The 19,605-nt window shown below is 29.4% G+C and carries 31 protein-coding genes and 1 pseudogene; 13 read left to right on the top strand and 19 right to left on the bottom strand.

Annotated features, from left to right (window positions below):
* Window positions 1–10: 10 nt before the first annotated feature.
* The 6 genes and pseudogenes from L8W68_RS00725 to L8W68_RS00700 all read right to left on the bottom strand — a co-directional run.
* A pseudogene (locus L8W68_RS00725) lies at window positions 11–541 on the bottom strand (phage tail protein); the annotation flags it as partial.
* Complete coding sequence (locus L8W68_RS00720; RefSeq protein ID WP_263674620.1) at window positions 538–1,146, bottom strand: phage tail protein I; 609 nt, start codon at window positions 1,144–1,146, stop codon at window positions 538–540. The pseudogene L8W68_RS00725 and the gene L8W68_RS00720, both read right to left, overlap by 4 nt.
* The gene (locus L8W68_RS00715; RefSeq protein ID WP_263674618.1) at window positions 1,143–2,309 is read right to left on the bottom strand and encodes a baseplate J/gp47 family protein; all 1,167 of its coding nucleotides are present in this window, start codon (window positions 2,307–2,309) and stop codon (window positions 1,143–1,145) included. Before L8W68_RS00715 ends, L8W68_RS00720 begins: the two co-directional genes overlap by 4 nt.
* On the bottom strand, window positions 2,306–2,596 hold the full coding sequence (locus L8W68_RS00710) for a GPW/gp25 family protein (RefSeq protein WP_263674617.1): 291 nt from the start codon (window positions 2,594–2,596) through the stop codon (window positions 2,306–2,308). Before L8W68_RS00710 ends, L8W68_RS00715 begins: the two co-directional genes overlap by 4 nt.
* Window positions 2,593–3,225, bottom strand: coding sequence for a phage baseplate assembly protein V (locus L8W68_RS00705; RefSeq protein WP_263674616.1), 633 nt, complete (start codon window positions 3,223–3,225; stop codon window positions 2,593–2,595). The genes L8W68_RS00710 and L8W68_RS00705 overlap by 4 nt, the downstream gene beginning before the upstream one ends.
* Window positions 3,222–3,686, bottom strand: a complete 465-nt coding sequence (locus L8W68_RS00700; RefSeq protein WP_214136057.1) for a DUF1804 family protein — start codon at window positions 3,684–3,686, stop codon at window positions 3,222–3,224. Before L8W68_RS00700 ends, L8W68_RS00705 begins: the two co-directional genes overlap by 4 nt.
* Window positions 3,687–3,819: 133 nt before the next feature.
* Here L8W68_RS00700 and L8W68_RS00695 point away from each other — a divergent pair, with 133 nt between their 5' ends.
* The 13 genes from L8W68_RS00695 (at window position 3,820) to L8W68_RS00635 (ending at window position 12,095) form a co-directional block, all read left to right on the top strand.
* A complete protein-coding gene (locus L8W68_RS00695) occupies window positions 3,820–4,713 on the top strand; it encodes a phage protease (protein WP_240386815.1) in 894 nt (297 codons plus the stop codon).
* Window positions 4,713–5,600, top strand: coding sequence for a Mu-like prophage major head subunit gpT family protein (locus tag L8W68_RS00690; RefSeq protein WP_214136055.1), 888 nt, complete (start codon window positions 4,713–4,715; stop codon window positions 5,598–5,600). The genes L8W68_RS00695 and L8W68_RS00690 overlap by 1 nt, the downstream gene beginning before the upstream one ends.
* A gap of 1 nt (window position 5,601) precedes the next feature.
* Window positions 5,602–5,895, top strand: coding sequence for a hypothetical protein (locus tag L8W68_RS00685; protein ID WP_263674615.1), 294 nt, complete (start codon window positions 5,602–5,604; stop codon window positions 5,893–5,895).
* Window positions 5,896–6,252: a hypothetical protein gene (locus L8W68_RS00680; protein WP_263674614.1), complete on the top strand. Its 357-nt coding sequence runs from the start codon at window positions 5,896–5,898 to the stop codon at window positions 6,250–6,252.
* The gene (locus tag L8W68_RS00675) at window positions 6,249–6,623 is read left to right on the top strand and encodes a hypothetical protein (protein WP_263674613.1); all 375 of its coding nucleotides are present in this window, start codon (window positions 6,249–6,251) and stop codon (window positions 6,621–6,623) included. The genes L8W68_RS00680 and L8W68_RS00675 overlap by 4 nt, the downstream gene beginning before the upstream one ends.
* Window positions 6,601–6,990, top strand: a complete 390-nt coding sequence (locus tag L8W68_RS00670; protein WP_263674612.1) for a YcbK family protein — start codon at window positions 6,601–6,603, stop codon at window positions 6,988–6,990. Before L8W68_RS00675 ends, L8W68_RS00670 begins: the two co-directional genes overlap by 23 nt.
* A gap of 9 nt (window positions 6,991–6,999) precedes the next feature.
* Window positions 7,000–7,335, top strand: coding sequence for a hypothetical protein (locus L8W68_RS00665; RefSeq protein WP_263674610.1), 336 nt, complete (start codon window positions 7,000–7,002; stop codon window positions 7,333–7,335).
* The gene (locus L8W68_RS00660) at window positions 7,332–7,580 is read left to right on the top strand and encodes a hypothetical protein (RefSeq protein WP_039663907.1); all 249 of its coding nucleotides are present in this window, start codon (window positions 7,332–7,334) and stop codon (window positions 7,578–7,580) included. Before L8W68_RS00665 ends, L8W68_RS00660 begins: the two co-directional genes overlap by 4 nt.
* 79 nt (window positions 7,581–7,659) lie before the next feature.
* Complete coding sequence (locus tag L8W68_RS00655) at window positions 7,660–7,974, top strand: phage holin family protein (RefSeq protein ID WP_214136049.1); 315 nt, start codon at window positions 7,660–7,662, stop codon at window positions 7,972–7,974.
* A gap of 90 nt (window positions 7,975–8,064) precedes the next feature.
* Entirely contained in the window at window positions 8,065–9,591 is a 1,527-nt protein-coding gene (gene terL / locus L8W68_RS00650) for a phage terminase large subunit (protein ID WP_263674608.1), read from the top strand.
* Complete coding sequence (locus L8W68_RS00645) at window positions 9,588–10,970, top strand: DUF935 domain-containing protein (protein ID WP_263674607.1); 1,383 nt, start codon at window positions 9,588–9,590, stop codon at window positions 10,968–10,970. Before terL ends, L8W68_RS00645 begins: the two co-directional genes overlap by 4 nt.
* Complete coding sequence (locus L8W68_RS00640) at window positions 10,963–11,847, top strand: phage head morphogenesis protein (protein ID WP_263674606.1); 885 nt, start codon at window positions 10,963–10,965, stop codon at window positions 11,845–11,847. Before L8W68_RS00645 ends, L8W68_RS00640 begins: the two co-directional genes overlap by 8 nt.
* Complete coding sequence (locus L8W68_RS00635) at window positions 11,817–12,095, top strand: PBECR2 nuclease fold domain-containing protein (RefSeq protein ID WP_318529697.1); 279 nt, start codon at window positions 11,817–11,819, stop codon at window positions 12,093–12,095. Before L8W68_RS00640 ends, L8W68_RS00635 begins: the two co-directional genes overlap by 31 nt.
* A 138-nt stretch (window positions 12,096–12,233) precedes the next feature.
* On the opposite strand, the gene L8W68_RS00630 is transcribed toward L8W68_RS00635, so the two are convergent.
* The 13 genes from L8W68_RS00630 to L8W68_RS00570 form a co-directional block, all read right to left on the bottom strand.
* A complete protein-coding gene (locus L8W68_RS00630; protein ID WP_263674605.1) occupies window positions 12,234–12,713 on the bottom strand; it encodes a phage virion morphogenesis protein in 480 nt (159 codons plus the stop codon).
* The gene (locus L8W68_RS00625; RefSeq protein ID WP_263674604.1) at window positions 12,700–12,891 is read right to left on the bottom strand and encodes a hypothetical protein; all 192 of its coding nucleotides are present in this window, start codon (window positions 12,889–12,891) and stop codon (window positions 12,700–12,702) included. Before L8W68_RS00625 ends, L8W68_RS00630 begins: the two co-directional genes overlap by 14 nt.
* Before the next feature lie 37 nt (window positions 12,892–12,928).
* Window positions 12,929–13,372 carry a hypothetical protein gene (locus L8W68_RS00620; protein ID WP_263674603.1) on the bottom strand — a complete coding sequence of 148 codons (444 nt, stop codon included), beginning with the start codon at window positions 13,370–13,372 and terminating at the stop codon, window positions 12,929–12,931.
* Between the two features lie 35 nt (window positions 13,373–13,407).
* Complete coding sequence (locus L8W68_RS00615; protein WP_263674601.1) at window positions 13,408–13,602, bottom strand: hypothetical protein; 195 nt, start codon at window positions 13,600–13,602, stop codon at window positions 13,408–13,410.
* The gene (locus L8W68_RS00610) at window positions 13,599–14,237 is read right to left on the bottom strand and encodes a Bro-N domain-containing protein (protein WP_263674600.1); all 639 of its coding nucleotides are present in this window, start codon (window positions 14,235–14,237) and stop codon (window positions 13,599–13,601) included. The genes L8W68_RS00615 and L8W68_RS00610 overlap by 4 nt, the downstream gene beginning before the upstream one ends.
* A 361-nt stretch (window positions 14,238–14,598) precedes the next feature.
* Window positions 14,599–14,823, bottom strand: a complete 225-nt coding sequence (locus tag L8W68_RS00605; RefSeq protein ID WP_002862899.1) for a hypothetical protein — start codon at window positions 14,821–14,823, stop codon at window positions 14,599–14,601.
* Window positions 14,824–14,921: 98 nt separating this feature from the next.
* The gene (locus tag L8W68_RS00600; RefSeq protein WP_263674598.1) at window positions 14,922–15,407 is read right to left on the bottom strand and encodes a host-nuclease inhibitor Gam family protein; all 486 of its coding nucleotides are present in this window, start codon (window positions 15,405–15,407) and stop codon (window positions 14,922–14,924) included.
* A 108-nt stretch (window positions 15,408–15,515) separates the two neighbouring features.
* On the bottom strand, window positions 15,516–15,854 hold the full coding sequence (locus L8W68_RS00595) for a DUF4406 domain-containing protein (RefSeq protein WP_147555818.1): 339 nt from the start codon (window positions 15,852–15,854) through the stop codon (window positions 15,516–15,518).
* A gap of 55 nt (window positions 15,855–15,909) precedes the next feature.
* On the bottom strand, window positions 15,910–16,086 hold the full coding sequence (locus tag L8W68_RS00590; RefSeq protein WP_263674597.1) for a hypothetical protein: 177 nt from the start codon (window positions 16,084–16,086) through the stop codon (window positions 15,910–15,912).
* A gap of 5 nt (window positions 16,087–16,091) precedes the next feature.
* Window positions 16,092–16,283, bottom strand: coding sequence for a sigma factor-like helix-turn-helix DNA-binding protein (locus tag L8W68_RS00585; RefSeq protein WP_257942301.1), 192 nt, complete (start codon window positions 16,281–16,283; stop codon window positions 16,092–16,094).
* Window positions 16,280–17,137, bottom strand: a complete 858-nt coding sequence (locus L8W68_RS00580; RefSeq protein WP_263674596.1) for an AAA family ATPase — start codon at window positions 17,135–17,137, stop codon at window positions 16,280–16,282. Before L8W68_RS00580 ends, L8W68_RS00585 begins: the two co-directional genes overlap by 4 nt.
* Window positions 17,138–17,225: 88 nt before the next feature.
* A complete protein-coding gene (locus L8W68_RS00575; protein WP_263674595.1) occupies window positions 17,226–19,391 on the bottom strand; it encodes a Mu transposase C-terminal domain-containing protein in 2,166 nt (721 codons plus the stop codon).
* The gene (locus L8W68_RS00570) at window positions 19,392–19,577 is read right to left on the bottom strand and encodes a hypothetical protein (RefSeq protein WP_240386832.1); all 186 of its coding nucleotides are present in this window, start codon (window positions 19,575–19,577) and stop codon (window positions 19,392–19,394) included.
* Between the last annotated feature and the right edge of the window lie 28 nt (window positions 19,578–19,605).

The raw sequence follows: 19,605 nt of genomic DNA, 5'->3' as shown, positions 1-19,605 counted from the left end.
CTCCTTTGATTTTGTCTATTTTTTCATTAAAAATTTTTAAGATAGCATTAGAATTACTTGTTATAGGCAATAAGAGATTTATTTTCATATTATCAACATAATCTTTACTTGCTAAAGCCATGCTCTTATCAAGTTCTAAGATCACATCTTTAGTATTAGAAAGTTCCATTATGATTTTAAAGATAATCTCTTTGGCAGCACCTTCTTCTAAAAGTGGCTTATAGGTTCTTGGGACATTCCCTATAGCGATTAAATCATTTTCATCATCATATATACCTATAGCATTAATCTCAAATCCACCTTCTTTTGCACCTATAATGCATTCTAAAATCAAATGATGATCATTTTTTTCATCCACATATTTAGAATTAATATTTGCTTCATATACAATCTCTTCTAAATTTTGCATCTCTTCTTTAGGAATGATAACTTTTGAAGAGGCTTTAAATTTAGAAAGAACTATAGCTTTTCCACTAGCTCTTGCATCGATGATTTTTGCTATACCTATTTTTGTGAGTATGGTGTAAAATTCACTATTCATAAAACAACTCCACTTTGTATATTTTTCTCACTAATAAAAACAGCTATTGCGTTAAAAGAAGAAAGCTTTGCTTGTCTTTGTCTTACTCTAAGCGGTAAAACACTTATATTTTCTATTGTAAAATTGGCACTAGCATTGTATTTATTACAATTACTTTGCACTTTTAACTCAATACTTTCTAAAACACTACGTACATTTTTATACTCATAAATAAGTTTTTCAAGCTGTTTAAAAGTGTTTTCATCAAAAGGTTTATGAGAGCTAGTTACTTTTACTTTAAAATGATAAGGCTTACCATCATAATTAAACCATTCTTCTACTAAAGCTGTATCAAATACTGCTTTTAAGCTTTCTTTTATGGCATAGGTAGTTCCTGCATGTCTTTTAAGCATTAAAGCTTTGCTTAAAAGCGCTCTTGCTTCTTTTTGGCTTAAACCATCAATACTTACATCATAAGCATTTGCTAAAATTGGCAATAATCTTTCATCACAATGCTGTGCTAAATTTGTGATACTAGCTAAATTCAAATCTTCAAATCTTGCCTTTGCACTTAAATCAATAGCTTTGCTTTGTTTTGGGTGGTGGTTTAAAACTAAGTTACTCATAATATAGCCTTTTCATAGCTAAGTTCAAAGCTAATTTTTGCAAACTCATCATCAGCTATTATTATGTTTGCTAAAGGTAAGTCTTTTAACTCTTGCTTTTCTTCATTTGTGATTTTTTCTTTAATGCTTAAAATTTCACTCTTATAAACCCCATCTTGATGTAAGCATTTATAAATAAATCCCAGTGCTAAATCTACACTTAAATCAAAATCACTTTGTAAGGCATTGATTTTTTCACTAATTTCATTAGCACGACTTAATTCTAAAAGCAAAAGTTTAGCTTCTATAATAAACTCTCTTTTCTTAGCTAACTCCACGCTTACTTCATCAGTTAAAGGTCTTCTTTCATCTGCACTTAAATACTCTTTAACCACATCAACACTTGATTCATCTTCACTTTTAATAATAACTCTTACTTTTCCTGCTCCATTGTTTAAAGCTTTAATAGAAGCTACCTTAGCACTTGCACTTAGGGCATGATAGATATATCCTTTTTCACTTCCTGCTGTTGAAAATCTATGCACACTCATCACAGCTCTTTCTCTTAAAGCCTCATCACTTTCTTCACTTGCTCCACCACTAAAACTTTCAAGTTGTTTTATTTTAGTTACAAAAGGCAGTGGGGTTTGTAAAAACTCGGTTTTACTTTCTTTACTTTGCACAAACTCATCAAGTTCTAAAATACCTTGTGCTTTGTTTTGTCCTTTTTTGATTATCACTTCTTCTTTTAAGGTGGCAATATCAGCATTTTCATTGGAAAAAATCGCACCCTTTGGAATGATTACATCATAAGTAAGTAAAGTATTTAATTCAAACTCTACTTTGGCTGTTGGTTTAACTCCTTTAAGCCTTTGTATCAAATAGCCATTTGCTACTACATTATCCAAATCACTTCCGCTAGCATAATGTAAATATGTAGCTTTTATGGATTCATTAATTCTTGCTCTAATTATCATTTCTCTATAAGCAAGTGCTTCTAATACAGCCTTAAAAGGATCTGATTCTAAAAGCTCTACATTTTCATTTAAAAAGCTTTTAAAAAGCTCTTCAAGATCTTTTAAAATCTTTTCAAAATCAAGCTCTTCTATGATTTTTGGATAAGGAATATCTTTTAAAAAGCTTTGTTTAAAGTATGCATTATTAGCGTTTAAAATTTCACTCATTTACTAAGCTCCACTTTTAAATCCTGATAATTTTCAAAAAGCAAGGTAATACTTAATTTATTATCCTTGCAATCATTAAGTCTTACGCCTTTTAGTTTTACTCTTTTTTCCCACTTTGAAATAGCCTCTGCTGTATATCTAGTAAGTTTAATTTTAAAATCATCATCGATTTTTCTATCTATTAGCGTATAAAGCAAAGAACCATACTCAGGTCTCATTACTCTTGAACCCAAAGGAGTGATTAAAATATCTTTAACACTTTCTTCAATGCTTGCTAAATATTTCATCTACTTACCGCCGTAGCACCATCTGTGCAAGAATGAGTATGATTTGTTAAATCACCTTTGCTATCACTTATATTTCCACTAACCTTTAAATCACCAATTAAATTTAAATTCCCCTTTATGCTAAAAGTCCCACTTTCTCCACCTTTGCCACTTGTAGAAATTGCTCCTGCAATTTGAGTGTTACCATTTAAATTAATGCTTGGGGCATTAAGCGTTATGGTGTTAGCGTTTGTGGTATGACTTTGAGTGTTTAAGGTGTCGTTTTGGTTATTAATGGTTTTATCTACGCAAGTAATACTTATATCTTTAGTTACATCAAGCTTTAAAGTGCTACTTTTAGAGTTATATTCTAGGTGTGTTCCATCTTCAAAGTCTATATTAAAAGTATTAGTATCTGTGTTTTTTGATTTGTGTTTTTCTTGATAAAGCCCACGCAAAATTACACCTGAATTTAAATCTCCACGCACAGGCATTACTAAAACTTGTTCTCCTATTCTTAAAGGTGAAAAGCTCACTGCGTAAGAATTTGAAAAAGCTTGAAAAACATTTAAAAAATCAGTTACCATTTCTCCAATAGCAACTTTTGCTTTGCCCTCTTTAATGTCGCAAATGATGCCAAGCTCATTCATTTTAAAACCTTTGAAATAATTAAATCACTATTATCGCTAAGCCACTCACAAACTACTTCATTGGAACTAGCTAACTCAATAATAGAATCGATTGTTTTTTTGCAAGTTTGTAAATTTAAAGCCTTAATATCAACTTTTTGTGGAGCTTTGATAGCCCAGTAGGTTTTAGCGTATTTATTTAAAGCTTCTAATGTATCAATATCAAGTTCATTTTTACTAGCACCTTCTAAAAATCTTTCAAACTCACTAATTAGTGCGTTTAAAAAAATAGCTTCCTTATTTTCTAAATCTTTTTCATCTCTTAAAGCTACTAATTTCAAATTCTCCCAATCAATACCTTTAGAAAAATCATCTTTTTTCATATAATATATACCTTGTCTACTAAGTCCTGTTAAGGTGCATATTTTCTCAATACTCATCCCTTGCACAAAAAGACTTTTAACAAGTTCTCTTTTACTCATAAATAACCTTTTTCTAAGTTTGCCTGAAATTATATTTTTATTATTTTTTTAAATCAGTCTATATATGCTTTAAATGGGTGTTTTGAAAGCGTTTTTTATTTTATGATTACGCAAAAAAACAAAGAAGGTGCAAGTGCAAGGTTTATTACTTGAATTAAACTCACAAATTACAAAAGACAAAATTAAAATATCTCCAATCGGAACAACTCGTGGAATTGATGGAAGAGTATTTAAAATAGATGGAGAGAAACTTATTAAAAACATACAAAAAAATGGTCTTGATATTCCACTTAATTTAAATCATCAAGGAGGGGAAGCTTATGGTTGGTTTGACAAAGACTCTTTAGAATTAAGAAATGATGGAGTTTATGCAAATTTGGAATTAACTCCAAATGGTAAAAAGCTTGTAGAAGAAAAAGCTTTTAGATATTTAAGTCCTGAATACTATGTAGATAATGATAAAAATGTAATTGCCTTAGATGCAATGGGGCTTGTTAATCAGCCAAATCTTTTAAATAAAGCTTTAAATAAAATTAAAACATTTTTCAAAGAAAGGAATACTATGAATGAAGAAGAATTAAAAAAAATAGAAGATTTAGCCAATGAGCTAGAAGAAAAAGCAGATGAAAATACACAAACTATAGAAAAAACTATAGAAAATTCTCAAGATCAAAATGTCAATGAAGAACTCTTGAATTTAAAACAAGAAAATGAAGAATTAAAAGCAAAAATTACTGAGCTTAGTTTGAAATTAGAACAAGCGTTAAACAAAAATGAAGAAACATTTGCTGAATTTAACAAAAAACGCCTTGATTCTCTTTTGCAAAATGGTCTCATTTTACCCAATCGCTATCAAAAGGCTTTAAATATGAAAGGCGAAGTTTTAGAAGAATACCTAAATGTTTGCAAAGAAGAAGCTAGAGTGATTTTGGGTAAAAAAGAATTCAACATTGCAAACAAAAAAAGAGAACTTAATGCCTTGGAAGTAAAGGTTTTTAAACAACTTGGAATAAAAGGAGATAAATAATGGCTTTTACAGAAATAACTCCAGCTTATATGCAAGCTGTAAGCAAAGGTTTTTCAACAATATTTAACAACGCACTTGAGGCTGGAAATAAAGATTATGAAAAGCTAGCTATGATAACTAATGCCAACTCTATGGTAGTAGAATATCAATTCTTAGCTTCCTTGCCAAAAATGCGTGAATGGATTGGCGATAGACAATTTAGCAAACTTAAGGGTCAAGGTTATACTATCACAAAAAAAGATTGGGAAAGTTCTATTGAGGTTCAAAGAGATGTAATAACTTATGATAATTTGGGAATAGTTAAACCTCAAATTGAAATGTTAGCATATGAAGTACATAACCATTACAACGATCTTATTTTTACACTTTTAGAACAAAATCAAACTTGTTTTGATGGTAAAGCTTTCTTTGCAATTGATCATGACATAGGCGGAGAAAGTTTTTCAAATCTTGGTAGTAAAAAGTTAAGCGCAGCAAGCCTTATGGAAGCTAGAAAAAACATGCGTGCATTAACTAATGAAAGCGGTCGAACCTTAAATATTAATCCTGCTCTTTTAGTAGTTCCATTAAGCTTAGAAGCAAAAGCGCTTGAAATTGTAAATAGTGATTTAATCAATGGTTCAAGCAATGTTTTTAAAGGAGTTGTAGAGGTATTTACAACATCAAATTTAACAGACCAAGACTCATGGTATTTATTTGATGTAACAAAACCTATTAAACCTTTCATATTACAAATTAATAAAGGTGCTGAATTTGTAGCTAAAGATAATCCTAACGATGAAGCTGCATTTATGCGTAAAACCTTCCAATATGGAATAGACAGCGAAGATAATGCTGGTTATGGTCTTTGGCAACTAGCTTACAAATCAACTGGAAAAGAGGAATAATATGGACAACATTCTTTCAGCTTCTAAGCTAAGAAATAAAAGAGAATATATTGCCATTAATAATGACAAAGAAGATTTTGAAAAAGAAAAACAACAGCTGTTAAAAGACAAAGATGAATTTGAAAAAGAGAAAAAAGCATTCTCAAAAGACAAAGATGAATTTGAAAAAGAAAAACAACAGCTGTTAAAAGACAAAGATGAATTTGAAAAAGAGAAAAAAGCATTCTCAAAAGACAAAGAAGATTTTGAAAAAGAATGCGATAACAAAAAAAATAAAAATAATAAAGAGAGATAAATGAACACTCTTTTGCTAACTCCTCCTAAAATGCTAGCTCTTACATTAAAAGAGCTAGATCTTATGAAGAGAGCACAATTAAATTTAGCAAACACGGATGAAATTACACGAGAAGTGGTAGCAAAAGCTGCCAAAGATGTTGATGATATTTGTAAAAATAAAAATATCGCACATTTTATTTGGGAGGATTTTGCTTATATTCGTATTAAGATTTACTTAAAAATTGTTTTAGATGAAGAAGATAAATTGCTTTTAGAAAATTCTTTGAAGCAAATACAAAACGCACCATTAGTTGATGAATCTGGGCAAATAAGCTCTTTAAGACTTAAAGTTAAACAAAGAAAGGATAGATTTTGACCTTAGATAGTGTTAGCAAAGAATTACTAAATCACTTTAACGCAATAGGTGTGGCAAACTATGAGGATATAAAGCAAGGTGGGCTTTATTTGATGCTTGAAGGATTAACTAGCATTAACCACCATAAAGATAATGCAAGTTTTTCTCTAATCTTTAGTGCTCACACTTTCAATAAAGACAAAAGCTCCCTTATAGAAAAAATAGATGAGTTAAGACTAAAACTTTTTGAATTTAACACAAGCAAAAAACTATTAAGCAGCATTGAAAGCGGATTTATCAATTCATCATTATTTGCCTATAGACTTAAATTTAATATAGAGATTTTTTCAAAACCACAAGGAGAAGAAAATGAAAGCAAACCCTTATTTTAAACTTGATGAGTTTAAATGCAGATGTGGAAAATGTGAATTGCCAAAAGGTGTACCAAGTGATGAGCTTGTGGATATTATTTGTCAAATAAGGGAGCATTTTAACTCGCCTATAATTATAAATAGTGCTTATAGATGTGCTTCTCATAATGCTAAAGTTGGCGGTTCCCCTAAATCTCAACACACCTTAGGGAGTGCAGTAGACTTTGTAGTTAAGGGTATTAAAACAGAGGAAGTTCATCAATATGTTTTAGATAATTTTGGCGAAAGAGGTTTAGGGATTGCTATAAAACATAATTTTGATAATCCTTATGTAGGTTTTATACATATTGATACGCGTGGTAAAAAAGCAAGATGGACTTATGCTTAAAGGTTTAAAATGTTTGATATATCTAAATTATTTGGCTTTGAAAAAATAGCTATTTTTTCCTTAGTTGTTTTAAGTTCTTTTTTGTTTTTTAAAAACCATACTCTAACTTTAGAAAATGAAAATTTAAAGCTTAAGTCTTTGCATTTAAGCAGTGAAATAAATGTATTTAAAGATAAGTTAAAAGAGCAAAATAATGCTATTGAAAAATTAAAAATAGAGTTAAAACCCAAAGAGGTTTTAAAAGAAGTTTTAAAGGTTGATAAGGTTTTTATCAAGGATGAAAGCTGTCAAAGTGAGCTTAATGCTTATAAGGAGCTTTTTAATATCTTAGGTAGCAAGCAATGAGAATTCTTTATATAAAACTATTAATCCTTCCTTTTGTTTTAAGTGCTTGTGCTAACAAGGATATTTTGATTAAAACTGAATTTAGCGAGGTTAAAATACCTGTTAAATGTCCTTTAAAGCTTCCTTTAAAACCTTTAAACAAGGGTGATTTAGCTAGTGCAAAAGAACTTAGTAAATATTATTTAGAAATTGAAAGTATTGCTAAAACTTGCACAGGATGGGATGAAAATGAAACTAGTTATTGAACTTAGCATTGCTTCTTTGTTTTCTAGCTTTGCTTTAACGTTATTTTATTTGATTGAAATTCTTACAAGGAACTAGCACATGAAGTTAGAAGATATTTTTGTATATATAGTTTTAATGATAGTAAGCTTTATAGCAGGACTTGTAGGAATAGTAACGAAAAATAAGCTTAGCAAAGAGCTTAACATAAAAGGCAAGTTTATACTCTTTTTAAAAGGTATGCTTGGATCTATGTTTGTAGCTTACTTAGTTTTTGAAATTGTAAGTTATTTGAATTTTGGTATCAAATTAAGTGTTGCTATGGGTGGATTTGCAGCTTATATGGGAACAGATGCATTACTTAAAATAGAACAGCTTGTAGAAAAGCTCATAAATAAAAAATTAGACAAAATATAAGCTTTTGTATTAGCGTTTGTCTTTTAAAAGGTTTTAAACGCCATTTAAAGCTTTTTAAAAATATATTTTTTGTGTTAATCAGGATAAAAAATGAACAAGTTGGAACTAAAAGAAATAAAAGCTAGATTAAAAGCTTTGAAATTTAACCATAAAGAAAATGCAAAAGAGCGAAAACAGAGAATACTAAAACAAGGTTTTAAGGCTTTTGTTTTTGAATACTTTCCTCATCATATTAATTTTATACAAAAAGAAAGTTCTAACTTTAGAAATTTTATTTATAAAAATATCGATGAATTAGAAAAGAAAAATAATCATATTTGCTTTAAGGCTTATCGTGGGAGTGCTAAAACAACACTCTTGGTAAGACTTTTTACTCTTTACTCGCTTTTAAGTAATAAAAAACAATATGCATTAATTATTTCTTCTACTTTAGATATAGCAAGTGAAAGCATAGCAAGCTTAAAAACAGAGCTTGAAGAAAATTCCAAACTTATTTATGATTTTGATATAAAAATAGCTGATGAATGGACGAGTGAAGCAATAGTATTTTCAAGTGAGGGGGTGTATAAAAAAATTAAAGCATTTGGTAGTGGCAAAAAAATAAGAGGAACAAATTATCTTGGAAAAAGACCTGATTTAATTATCTGCGATGATATAGAAAATGATGAAAATGTAGAAAGCAAAACACAAAGAGACAAGCTTTACAAATGGTTTAATAAAGCGATTTTAAAACTCGTAGCAAGAACGCAAGAAAATTATTTGTATCTAGTAGTTGGAACAATCTTACATCAAGATAGCTTACTAAATAGATTAAGCAATGATAAGCGCTTTTTAATTTATGATTTTCCTTTAGTGTTAAATTTTCCAGACAATCTTGAACTTATAGACAAAGAAAATATTTTAAAAAGTGATTTAAAGGGTTTTAAATTAGATGATGAAAACTTAAATAAAATAGAAATTTTAAAAGAATATTTTGCTGATACACAAAGTTTTTTTAGTGAGTATCAAAACAAAGCTTTAAGTAATGAAAATGCTATTTTTAGTGATTATAAAACAATAGAAAAAGAAGAAGATTTTGATTTAGTTGTTTTAGGGATTGATCCTGCGCTTGGCAAGGCAAAAGGCGATTATTTTGCTATTGCTGAACTTAAAAGAATACAAAAAAATAAATTTCATTTAAAAGCAAGTGGATATAAAATCACTCCAAGTAAAATGATAGATGTAATATTAAAGCTTTATATAAAATATTTAAGCTTAGGTAAAGTGGTAAAAATAGCCATTGAAACCATAGCCTTTCAAGAATTTTTCAAAGATAAACTAAAAGAAGAAGCTTTAAAACTAGGAATTATTTTAAGCGTTTGTGAGCTTAAAAACAAAGTGGCAAAGGAGCTTCGCATTGATAGTTTAGCTCCCTATATAAATGATGGAACTATTTTAATAGATGAAAACTCAATCTTGCTTGTAGAAGAAATGCTAACTTATCCAAAATCTGCACATGATGATTTATTAGATGCTAGCGAAATGGCTTTTAGAATTGCCTCTTTTTCTGCAAATGCTGATTATAAAGCAATTAATAGATTGCTTAGTAAAAGAAAAATAAAAAAAGGATTTTTATGAGAGTATTAAATAAAAGTTCAAAAAGAAATGTAGCTAGTAGCGTTGATTTTGATAGTGTTATCAATGCTTTAAATAGTGAAAATTTTAGTGAGCTTATAAGTATTTATGATTATTTCAAGCGTTTTGATCCTCAAATTGCAAGTGAGGTGATGAAAAGGCGTTTTAGGATGTGTTCTTACCCTATGTATATTAGCTGCTTAGATGAAACTCAAAAAGACTTTTTGCAAAGTTTTATTGCTAAAAGTGATTTTAGAAAATTTGTGTTTGAAATGAGTGCAGCTGTAGTTTATGGGTTTGCTTGTTTTTTATGCGAATGGAAGGTAAAAGATGCCAAAGCCTTGCCTCATCTTAAATATATAAGTCCGAGATTTTTTTCATTAGATGATAAAGAAAGACTATTTATCTATCAAAATTCTCAAAAATTATTTGTAGATGAATGCGATGATATGTTTTTACATTTACATCCTAGCGATTCAGGTTCGTTTGTAGAACAGGCTCTTTTTTATAATGTTGTAAATATTGCTGTTTTAAAACAACTTGCTATGGGTAAAAACATTTCCTATCTTGATAATTTAAGCGTACCACCTATAATAGCTAAAACCACCAATGCAAATGATGATAAAGAAATCGATGAGCTTTTAAATCAACTTAGCAACTTAAGAAGTGCGAGCGTTGGAATCTTTAATAAAGAAGATATGATAGAGCTTTTAAACTCAGGACTTTCTACTTCAACTTTTACTGATTTTTTAAGATATTGCGATGAAGCAATATCAAAACTAATAAGTGGGCAAGTTTTAGCTGGCAATGCTGTACAAAATGGTACTCAAGCCTTAGGAAGCGTGCATGAAGAAATAAGACTGAATGTAGGTGAAATGGATATACTCTTTCTAAGTAAAAGCATACAAAAAATTCTAGAACAAATTTTAAAATTTAATTTCGCAAACCCTGCTGAGTTTGAGTTTATTTTCGATACCAATAAAGAAGTTGATGAGCAGTATTTAGCTGGAGTTTATAGCATAATCTCATCAATGGGTTATGAAATACCAGTAGAATTTTTATCTAAAACGTTTAAAATAGATGGTTTAAGAAAAAAAGAAATTTCAAATAATGAATTAGCTTTAAATTCACTAATACTAGAAAAAAATAATGCATTAACAAAAGACAAAATAGAATTAAACGCTAATGCTGAAGATGAAATTAGTGATGAAATTTATGAAAAAATCAAAACATTTTGGCAAGAGTGTCAAAGCTATGAAGAATTAGAAGAAAGAATTTTTAAAGAGTACCCAAATATTAGCTTTGAAAAATTAAAAGAAAGTTTGGATAAAAAAATCGCCCTTGCTTCTATGCAAGCTCTTTTGGATACAGCTAATGAATAACATTTTTAATAAAAGCGTAGATGAGGCTTATCAATACTTAGAAAATAAAGGCTTAAAGATAAGCTTTAAATATAATGAAATTAAAAAACAAGCACATGATAAGGCTTTTAGTGCAGCGGGTATTATGAAAACAGATGTTTTAAATGATTTACATGAAGAAATAAAAAAAGCTATGAAAGAAGGTACTAACTTCAATGAATTCAAAAACAACTTAAAAACAATTCTAACCCAAAAAGGATGGTATGGAAAAAAGGAAATCATTGACCCAAAAACAGGGCAAAAACGCATTATAAATATCAATGCAAATCGTTTAAAAACAATATATCATACTAACATGCAAAGTGCTTATGCTAAAGCAAGAGCAAAACAGCTTAGCACTTATTCTTACAAAACTTACTGGGTATATAAATGTGCGCTCTTAGAGGATTCAAGAAGTGAGCATAAAAAAATGCACAATTGTGCTATACACAGAGATGATCCATTTTGGAAAACATCCTTTCCACCAAATGATTATAATTGCAAATGTAAAGTCATAGCAGTAAGCGAAAAAGAAGCAAGGGCTAAATATAAAATTTTAGAAAATCCAAAAAGCATTGCTTCTAAAAATTTTGCTTATGATAAAAGAGAAAATTCACAAATCCCAAAAGAAACTAGAATAAGCTTAGATGAGAGCTTAGAAAATTTACCAAAAATACAAAATTATGAAAATTTAAGCGATAAAGAATTAATGGATAAGGTTTATGAAGCTTTTAATGTAAAAAAAGGAGATTTACTTGTTGATAAAATAGGAGATGTAATAAGCTTAGATGATGATTTTTTTTATGATAAAAAAAGCAGACTACTAAAATCAAAAAACAAAATAGGCATTTTTACTTAGACTACTTTCCAAAACTTATTAATGATCCTGATGAGATTAGATTAAGTATGGACACTGACCCTTACTACAGAGGCTTTACTAAAAAAACTTATATTAAGTATTTTTATGATAATGGAGTAAAAGCTCTTGTGATGGTGTTAAATCAAAAAGGCAATCAAATCAATAATAAAACCATGTTTTTAAGTGAAGATAATAGCTATTTTAAAGAGATTTTAAATCAGGGGAAAACGATTTATAAAAAACAATAATCAATCAGCGACTAAGCCCTGAGCATGATGTTCCCGCGTCGCATCTGGGTTTTGGTTTAGATAAAATCTAGTCTATCCAAACATCGCTTACAGCGACCAAAGGGCATAATGATTGACTTTTAGGCATTATAAAAAATCTTATTTTAAAGTCTGCTTAAATAAAGTCCAAAGCATATCCTTGGTTTCTTCTTCCATTGCTCTAGCTACTCTTTTGTTTATATTTAAATTTTCATCAATAGGTAAAAAAGGTCTTGCTATCACATTTTTAGAGCCAAATTGATGCACACTTGCATATGCAAAGCCTTTACTGGTTGCATTAAGCGCTACAAAAGCTCTATCATTTTCCACTCCACTATGTAAAGAACTTTGCATAGAGCCTGTTGCAAAAAGTTTTTTAGTGTGCATTATATTTTGTGCTTTTCTTGATTTTAATGTACTTTGTTTTAAAGGAGCCCATTTTTTGCCATTAGAGTCTTGCTCTTTTTCTAAATTTTCTTTGCTTTCTTTATAAAGTGTTTCACCAATTATTTCTTTTAAAATAATCTGCTTTTGTTTGTTTTCTAGATTTTCACATTTTTTTAAAAAATTCTCAAGACCCCTTAATTCAAAGTGCTTCATCAAACAAGCCTTTTTGAGTTTCTTTTATGTAAAATTTCGCCCAATCATCCACCTTAATAAGCTCAATAGACATAAAAGTATATCCACACTTAATACATCTTCTAAATCTTTCATTGGTATCTGATTTTATAGTTTTTAACACTTTTGTTTTATCATTAGCACATCTTGGACAAATCATTATAATCCTTTAAAAAAAGCTTTTTTAAAGATTATACTTATTTTTTATTATTTTGTTTAGACTTGGCTATTTTTTCCAAAACTACAAGCATAGTAGTGCAATCTTTTTTATTAAGATCGCTTAATGCATATATATCTTTTTTTAAAGTTTTTTTACAAAGTTTGTAAAAACTAAAAATAGGCATTTTTACTTGTTTTAATAAAGCTTTTAAGTAGAAAAATTGCTTATTAGAGCTGGCTTTTTTAAGTATAGCTCTTCCTTTTAAATCAGGAGTATAAGAATATTGATCACATACTTTATGGTTAAAAATATCTATAATTAATTTAAGCTCATCAATGCTTAGATCCTTAGAGCTTGATACTCCAAATCTAAGTGATAAAAAATACTCCCACGCATCGTTGTTTTTATAGTAAAAATATTCCTTATGCATGTGTATTTTAGCTAAAAGTTGTTTTCTTAGTATTTCTTGTTTAGGACTCATCTTTTTCCTTGTAAAAACTTAATCAAGCCCATTAATCAATGGACTTTGTTAAATTCTATTTTTAAAAGTTTTTGATAAATGCTTTCTAAGGAATTTGCTATTAGAAATAATTCTTCACTTTCTATAACAATTTCTTTGCTTAAAAAGCCAAGCCCATTAACTAAATTCACTAAACCTTTTAACTCGCTTTTGCTCTGATCTATAGTATCGATAATAAATATATCTTTCATTCAAAATCCTTTGAATATTTTCTAACACTAGAAGTACTTACACCTAATATTTGGCTTATTTTTGTAGTGCTTTGTCCTTTTGTCTTTAAAAACTTTATCTTATCTATAGTGTTAGATGAGAGCTTAAAAGGCTTTTCTTTTTTCAAATCTTTATTTTTATAAAAGCTTAAAAGCTCTCTTTGATTTTGTATAAGCTCATCTTTTAAACTTTCGTTTTCATTTTTAAGCTTACCTTTGATACAATTAGCTTGTTTTAGATCGTTTAGTAAAGAGTAAAGCTCTTTACTAAATTCTTTTTGCATATAATTGCCATTTTTTCTAATGCTTGGTAGGACTTCTTTTGTTATCCAAAGTCTAAATTCTTTTGCTTTAGGTTTATCACTTCTCATTAAAATAAAATAAACTTCACTTTCATTTACAAATATAAAATTTTGCATACCACCATTTGTTTTCAAAGGGGTTAAATTAAACTTACCTCCTTTATCAAATTCCGTATTTATAGCTTCTTTAACCATACTTATATTTGAAAGTTCTAAGGTATCACATATATCTTTTAAGCAAAATAAAGGCTCATTATTTTCATCCTTTATCACTCTAACTTCTAAATTATCCTTTTTAAAAAGTTCTAAATTCATTTTTTATCCTTTATAGTTTTATAAATCCACACACAAGTTAGTATAAATACTATACTCATCGCAACATCTAACCACATTTTTACTCTCCTTTGGTATAATTGAAAAAGGGTATTAAGAGATTAAATTTACTAACTTGCTAAGGCTTTAAAGCCCTAGCAATCTTAAAAGCCAATAGACAGCTTGTAAGATTAAGATTAGTAGTTGCAACAATCTAATCATCTTGATACTCCTTTTCTTAATTTATAAATGTTAATTTTCTTAACATTTATAAAGAAATTATACAAAGTATCTTATTAATTAAATCTTAAAAATAATAATTATATTTGTGTTTTTAGTAGAATTTTGTTAAAAAACTTAACAATTAGATATTTTTTAGAATAGTTTTGATGGTTTCCCAATCTTTAAGTTGTTTTTTAAGCTCCATAGTCTCTTTTAAAAGATTAATTGCAGCAGCGGTTTGCTCACTAATTTTACCACTTGCAATTGTAGCTCTTAAACTTGGCTCACTCCAGCCCAGTTTTTGTGCTAAATCTTTGTAAGTAAAATTATTTTCTTTGCAAAAATCTTTAACTTCTTGTGCTGTCATCTTAATCCTTTTTTCTTAAAATTTTATTCTACTAAAAACTTGCTTAAAAGTCTATAAAATAGGCTTTTAAATAAGTTTTTAGAGTGGAAGCACCACTCTCATTTTTCAATCTCCAAACTTTCAATACGAGGTTCTATTCTAAAATTATCTTTTACCACCCTTTTAAGACCAAGCTTTACTAAAGTGCTATCTTCAAGCTCGATAATTGCATCTTTATTAAGCTCTTCTTTGTAGCTAATACATTCATTAAGCCCATAACTTTTAAAAGCTTTTACAAGAGCTTCTAGCTTTTCTTTTACTCTTGGTAAAGGCACACTCTCGCTTATGCGATAGCCAATTTTTCCAAAGGTAAATTCTTTAGATCTTTTTTCAGCAAATTCATGCTTGTTGTTTTCACAAAAGGTGCTAATACATTGTTCCATATATTTAAGCTCATCGTTTAAAACTTTAATTTTACCTGCATGAGCTTCTTTAATCTCATTACAAGCTAAAGTTACATCACCATTAATCTTTTCTATCTTTACACTAAGTTCAGCTATTTTTTTAAGTGCTAAATTAACATCTTCAAAACTTTTTATTTCCATTTGTTCTCCTTTAAATTGTATTTTCTAATTTGGTAATCCCAAAGAACCACGCCATACCTTAAAAGTATTGCGTGTTTAATTCTTTTTCTAACTATTCTTAAGCCCTTTTTATAAGGGCAAATCCAATGTTAATTCTTTAATGCCAAGCTTTTTAGCTAATGCTAATTCTTCTTGCATACCTTGTGAATACTTAGCATCTTCATGGGTACTCATATAAATATAATCACTTGCTTTTAAAAGCTCTAATCCCATTTTTAAAGCTATTTCTCTGTGTTTTTCTTCATCTAAATAGCTAAATTGTAAAATAGGTGAAACAGGTGTAAAGCCTTCACATTCACGCATGATTTTTAAGCATTCTTGCGTTGCTATGCTAATAGCTTGTGCTTTTCTTTGACTTTCTCTTACAGCTAAAGCTTTGTATGGAGAAGCTATATAAACTATTGCCATGAATTTTCCTTTCTAATAAATTTAAGTTTTAAAAAACTTAATCAAAGTGCTTTAATTAAGCACCTTTGTTAAGCTTTTTGCTTTTTTTATGATTGATTATTTTTAAGGCAATATGATCAGGATAAATTCCTTTTAAAATATCTATAAACTCACCGCTTTCTTTGTAAATAATATTTATGCCTTTTACCACATACAAAGAAGTGCTATAATCAGCTCTTTCGCCTCTAATCATTCTTCTTATTTTCTTTCTCCTTGCATTAAATTTTCTTTTTTTACTCTTTGCTCTTCTAAAGCTTCTAAGGTATCCATAATCTCTCTCCATTTTTCTTTGTTTTTTGGATGAGCTAGCTTTTTTAAGGCATTTTTATATATTTGATTAACTCTAACTCTTGATATGCCAAGTTCGCGAGCAATTTTTTTAAAGGTCATAAAATAACCATCTCACTAGCCGTTAGTATAAGCTCATCGCTTAGCTCACATTCTTCAAGCTCTGCTAATCTTAAAGCCTTTTTTTGAATCTTTGCACTGCTTCTAAAATTACCATTTGTAAATCTAAAATAGCTCTTGCCAAAAAATTCATTACTTTCTTCTTCGCTAAGACCCTTCATCATCCATTTGCCACAAATACGAGAATAAAGTTGTTTTAATTCTTTGTTTTTACCCATTAGGTTTTTATATAAAATCTCAGTTCCTACTAAAATAAGTGGCACCCTAGCAAAATCAGCGATGCGTCTTAAATCCTCCAAAGCCTTTAATGGTAAATACTCAGCCTCATCTACGATTAAAATCTTTTCATTGGTCTTTAAAAATCTTGCAATTGCTTTTAGTTTTGAAGCATTATTACTATTTGCTTCGATTTTAAGAGCATTTAAAAGCTCATCAAGCATTACACCCACACTTGTATGACAAGTCGCTTCTATTAAGATACTTTGAGGTTTGTTTTTAATAAACTCTTTTATAATGGTAGTTTTTCCTGTTCCTGCTTCACCAAAAATAAGAGCAATTTCTTTTTCATTTACAGCTTCATTCATAACAAAAGTAGCCATAGAAAAATCTCTGCTTTTAAACAAGACTTCTCTTGTGATATTTACCTCACTTTTATCTTTATAATTGGCAATAAAATCTCTTATTTTTTTGCTCCATAAAACCACATCACCTTTATAGCTTGCACTTTTAATCTGTGAAATCAAAGAAGCGCTTACTCCTATAGCTCTTGCTAATGCACTTGGCTTCATACCACTTTGCTCTAAAAAGCACTTTAACTCTTTACTTAAATCCTGCATAATCAATCCTTTCCTTTTAAGCTTTTATAAAAGCTTTTAAAAACTTTCAAAGCGTGTTTAAATAGGCTTTAAAAGCTTTTAAAGACTTTTAATATCCAGCCTTTTTAGCAGCATTTTCCCATTTTGGAATTTTGCATTTGGTATCTTTTATAACTTTTGTACTCAAATGTTCAAAATCACCATTGATAACAAGGGCTTTTGAAAATTCAAGTTCTTTTTTAGCGTTGTTGCTAGCTTTTGTTTTTGGAGTTTTGACTTTTTCTAATTTTTCTTTACCAAGAGCTAAATACTTTTCCATATTCTTTTCTAAAATCATTCTTTGCTCATCGATTTTGTCTTTGTTTGCTTTTATGGCTCTATTTACAAGTTTTCTAGCTTCTTTTGCCTCTTCAATGCTTACTCCAAGTTCTAAATCTAAGTTGTTTGCTACACAAATAAGTTCTTTTTGCTTATCAAAGCAAAAAATCTCATTAGTATTATTAAGATTTTCACACACAAACACTTCTTCATGGGTGTATAATTTTGGATTATAAAAAAGAGTTCCATTAAGACTAAGTCCTTTATTTAGCACCTTTCTAAGTTTTAACTCCCCACCTAAATACATGCTAAGACTAAGCTCATCTATACTAGTGGCATCACTAATCTTTTCTTCATAACTTTCTTTTGGAGTAGCACCTAGTCGGTCAAGCCATTTGTTATTCATAAAATACGCACTATAATCATCAATGCGCTCTCTCATATACTCAAGTGTTTTAAGTCTTCTTTGATTAGTTTTATAGCCTTTTTTAAGTCTTCTTTCTTTTTTAGAATAAAAAAACTCAATGGCCTGTCTTTCTTTAACATTGGCTCCTATGTATCCAACTAAATTTGCAGTGAGTGAGTTTTGTAAATCTTTGAATTTATTTTCTATATAAGGCTTAGTCCAGCCACTATATGCAGGCATTGCTTTATAGTCAATGTTTAATCTCTCTAAAAGAGCTTTGACATTTTTACTTAAAAATGCCTTGCCATTATCTGAGTGTATGCATTTTGGTACACCATAAGTGCTGATGTATTTTGCAATGGCTCTTGCTATGCTTAAACTATCTTCACTAAAGCCAAGATAAAAGCTAGCCACACCACTATAAGTATCGATTAATGATATTATAGTGTAGCGTTTATGCCAAGAGCACTCATCGCCTTTTAGCCCATAAGTTTCATTGATAAAATCTACTTTACAAATAGCATCAAGCGGACTTGCATCAATTTCTACGATTTCATTGATAGTAGAAACTTTCCAATTGCTCACACCAAGTGCTGGTAGATGTCTGCTTATAGCTCCATCTTCGCCATGCAAGATGATATTTTTTATAAGTTTGTTTTCTTTTAAGTATTTTTTCATACTTCTTAAAACACACTCATAGCTTATAAATTCATCTTTTTTACCTAGAAAATCTTTTAAATCTAACTTGCCATTTTTTGCTAATTCATAATTTAATACCCTGTGAATATTAGAAGCATTAAGCCTTCCTTTTTGAGCAAGCAAAGTATTTACAAAAAGCTCTTTTATACCAAGAGCGCTAATGGCATCATCTTTTTTATTTTCTCTTTTATCTATTAAAGCATCAAGCCCGTTTGCTAAGTATTCTTTTTGCCAAGCAAAGAGTTTGTTTTGTGTGAGTTTAAACTCATAGATTTTTTTAGCGTTAATATAACTTATGAAATCATTTGTGTTTATTTTGCCTTTAGCATGGAGCCATTCTTTAACCACAGCGGCTTTTTGCAAAGCTAAATTTTGCTTTTTAGAACTAGCTTTTGCAAAGAGGCTTAAGCTGTTTGTATTGTTTATAAGTAGATTTTCTTGAGCATTAAATTCTTTTGTGCTTTTATTAGACTCTACATTTTCGCTAGGTTTTGTCAAAGTTTTGTTAGTATTTTGCACTTGCAAAGCTTTAGAATTTTTAAGCAAAACATCATCGTTTAATGCTTTGCTTAAAACTTCTTGTGTTGTTTTAGGAGTTATAGTAGTATTGCTTATATCTTCTATGTTAAAACCTTGCTCTACTAGCTGTGCTTCTTCCTTGCTTAAAGGTTTAGACCAGATTTGAAGGGTTTTACCACCGCGTCCTTTGCCTTGGGTGTATTTAAAGTGTATTATATGACTACTTGAAATACAAATTTTTTTAGACTGCTTATTTGTGCGAATACAAGATTTTTTGAGTGCTTCGTAATTTATATTATATTGCTTTGCAAATTCTACACTACTTATCCACATTTAAGCCACCTTAAACCCATCTTTTTCTAGCATAATCCTAAGCTCTTTAGCTCTACCTCTTATACCCTTAATCCTACCATTAGACAGATCATAAAGTATAACCATATCTTTATGATTTAGACCCTTAGCCTTAGCCCAAGTCATAAGCTTTACACCTTTAGCACTCATAGTTTTTACAAGCGACATATATTTTATCCTTTAACTTTTTTTAAAT

The sequence above is a fragment of the Campylobacter sp. FU_497 genome, assembly GCF_025772425.1.
Lineage (GTDB): Bacteria > Campylobacterota > Campylobacteria > Campylobacterales > Campylobacteraceae > Campylobacter_D > Campylobacter_D lari_C.
The sequence above is the reverse complement of the archived record's forward strand: the minus strand, read 5'-3'. Positions and strand labels throughout refer to the sequence as shown.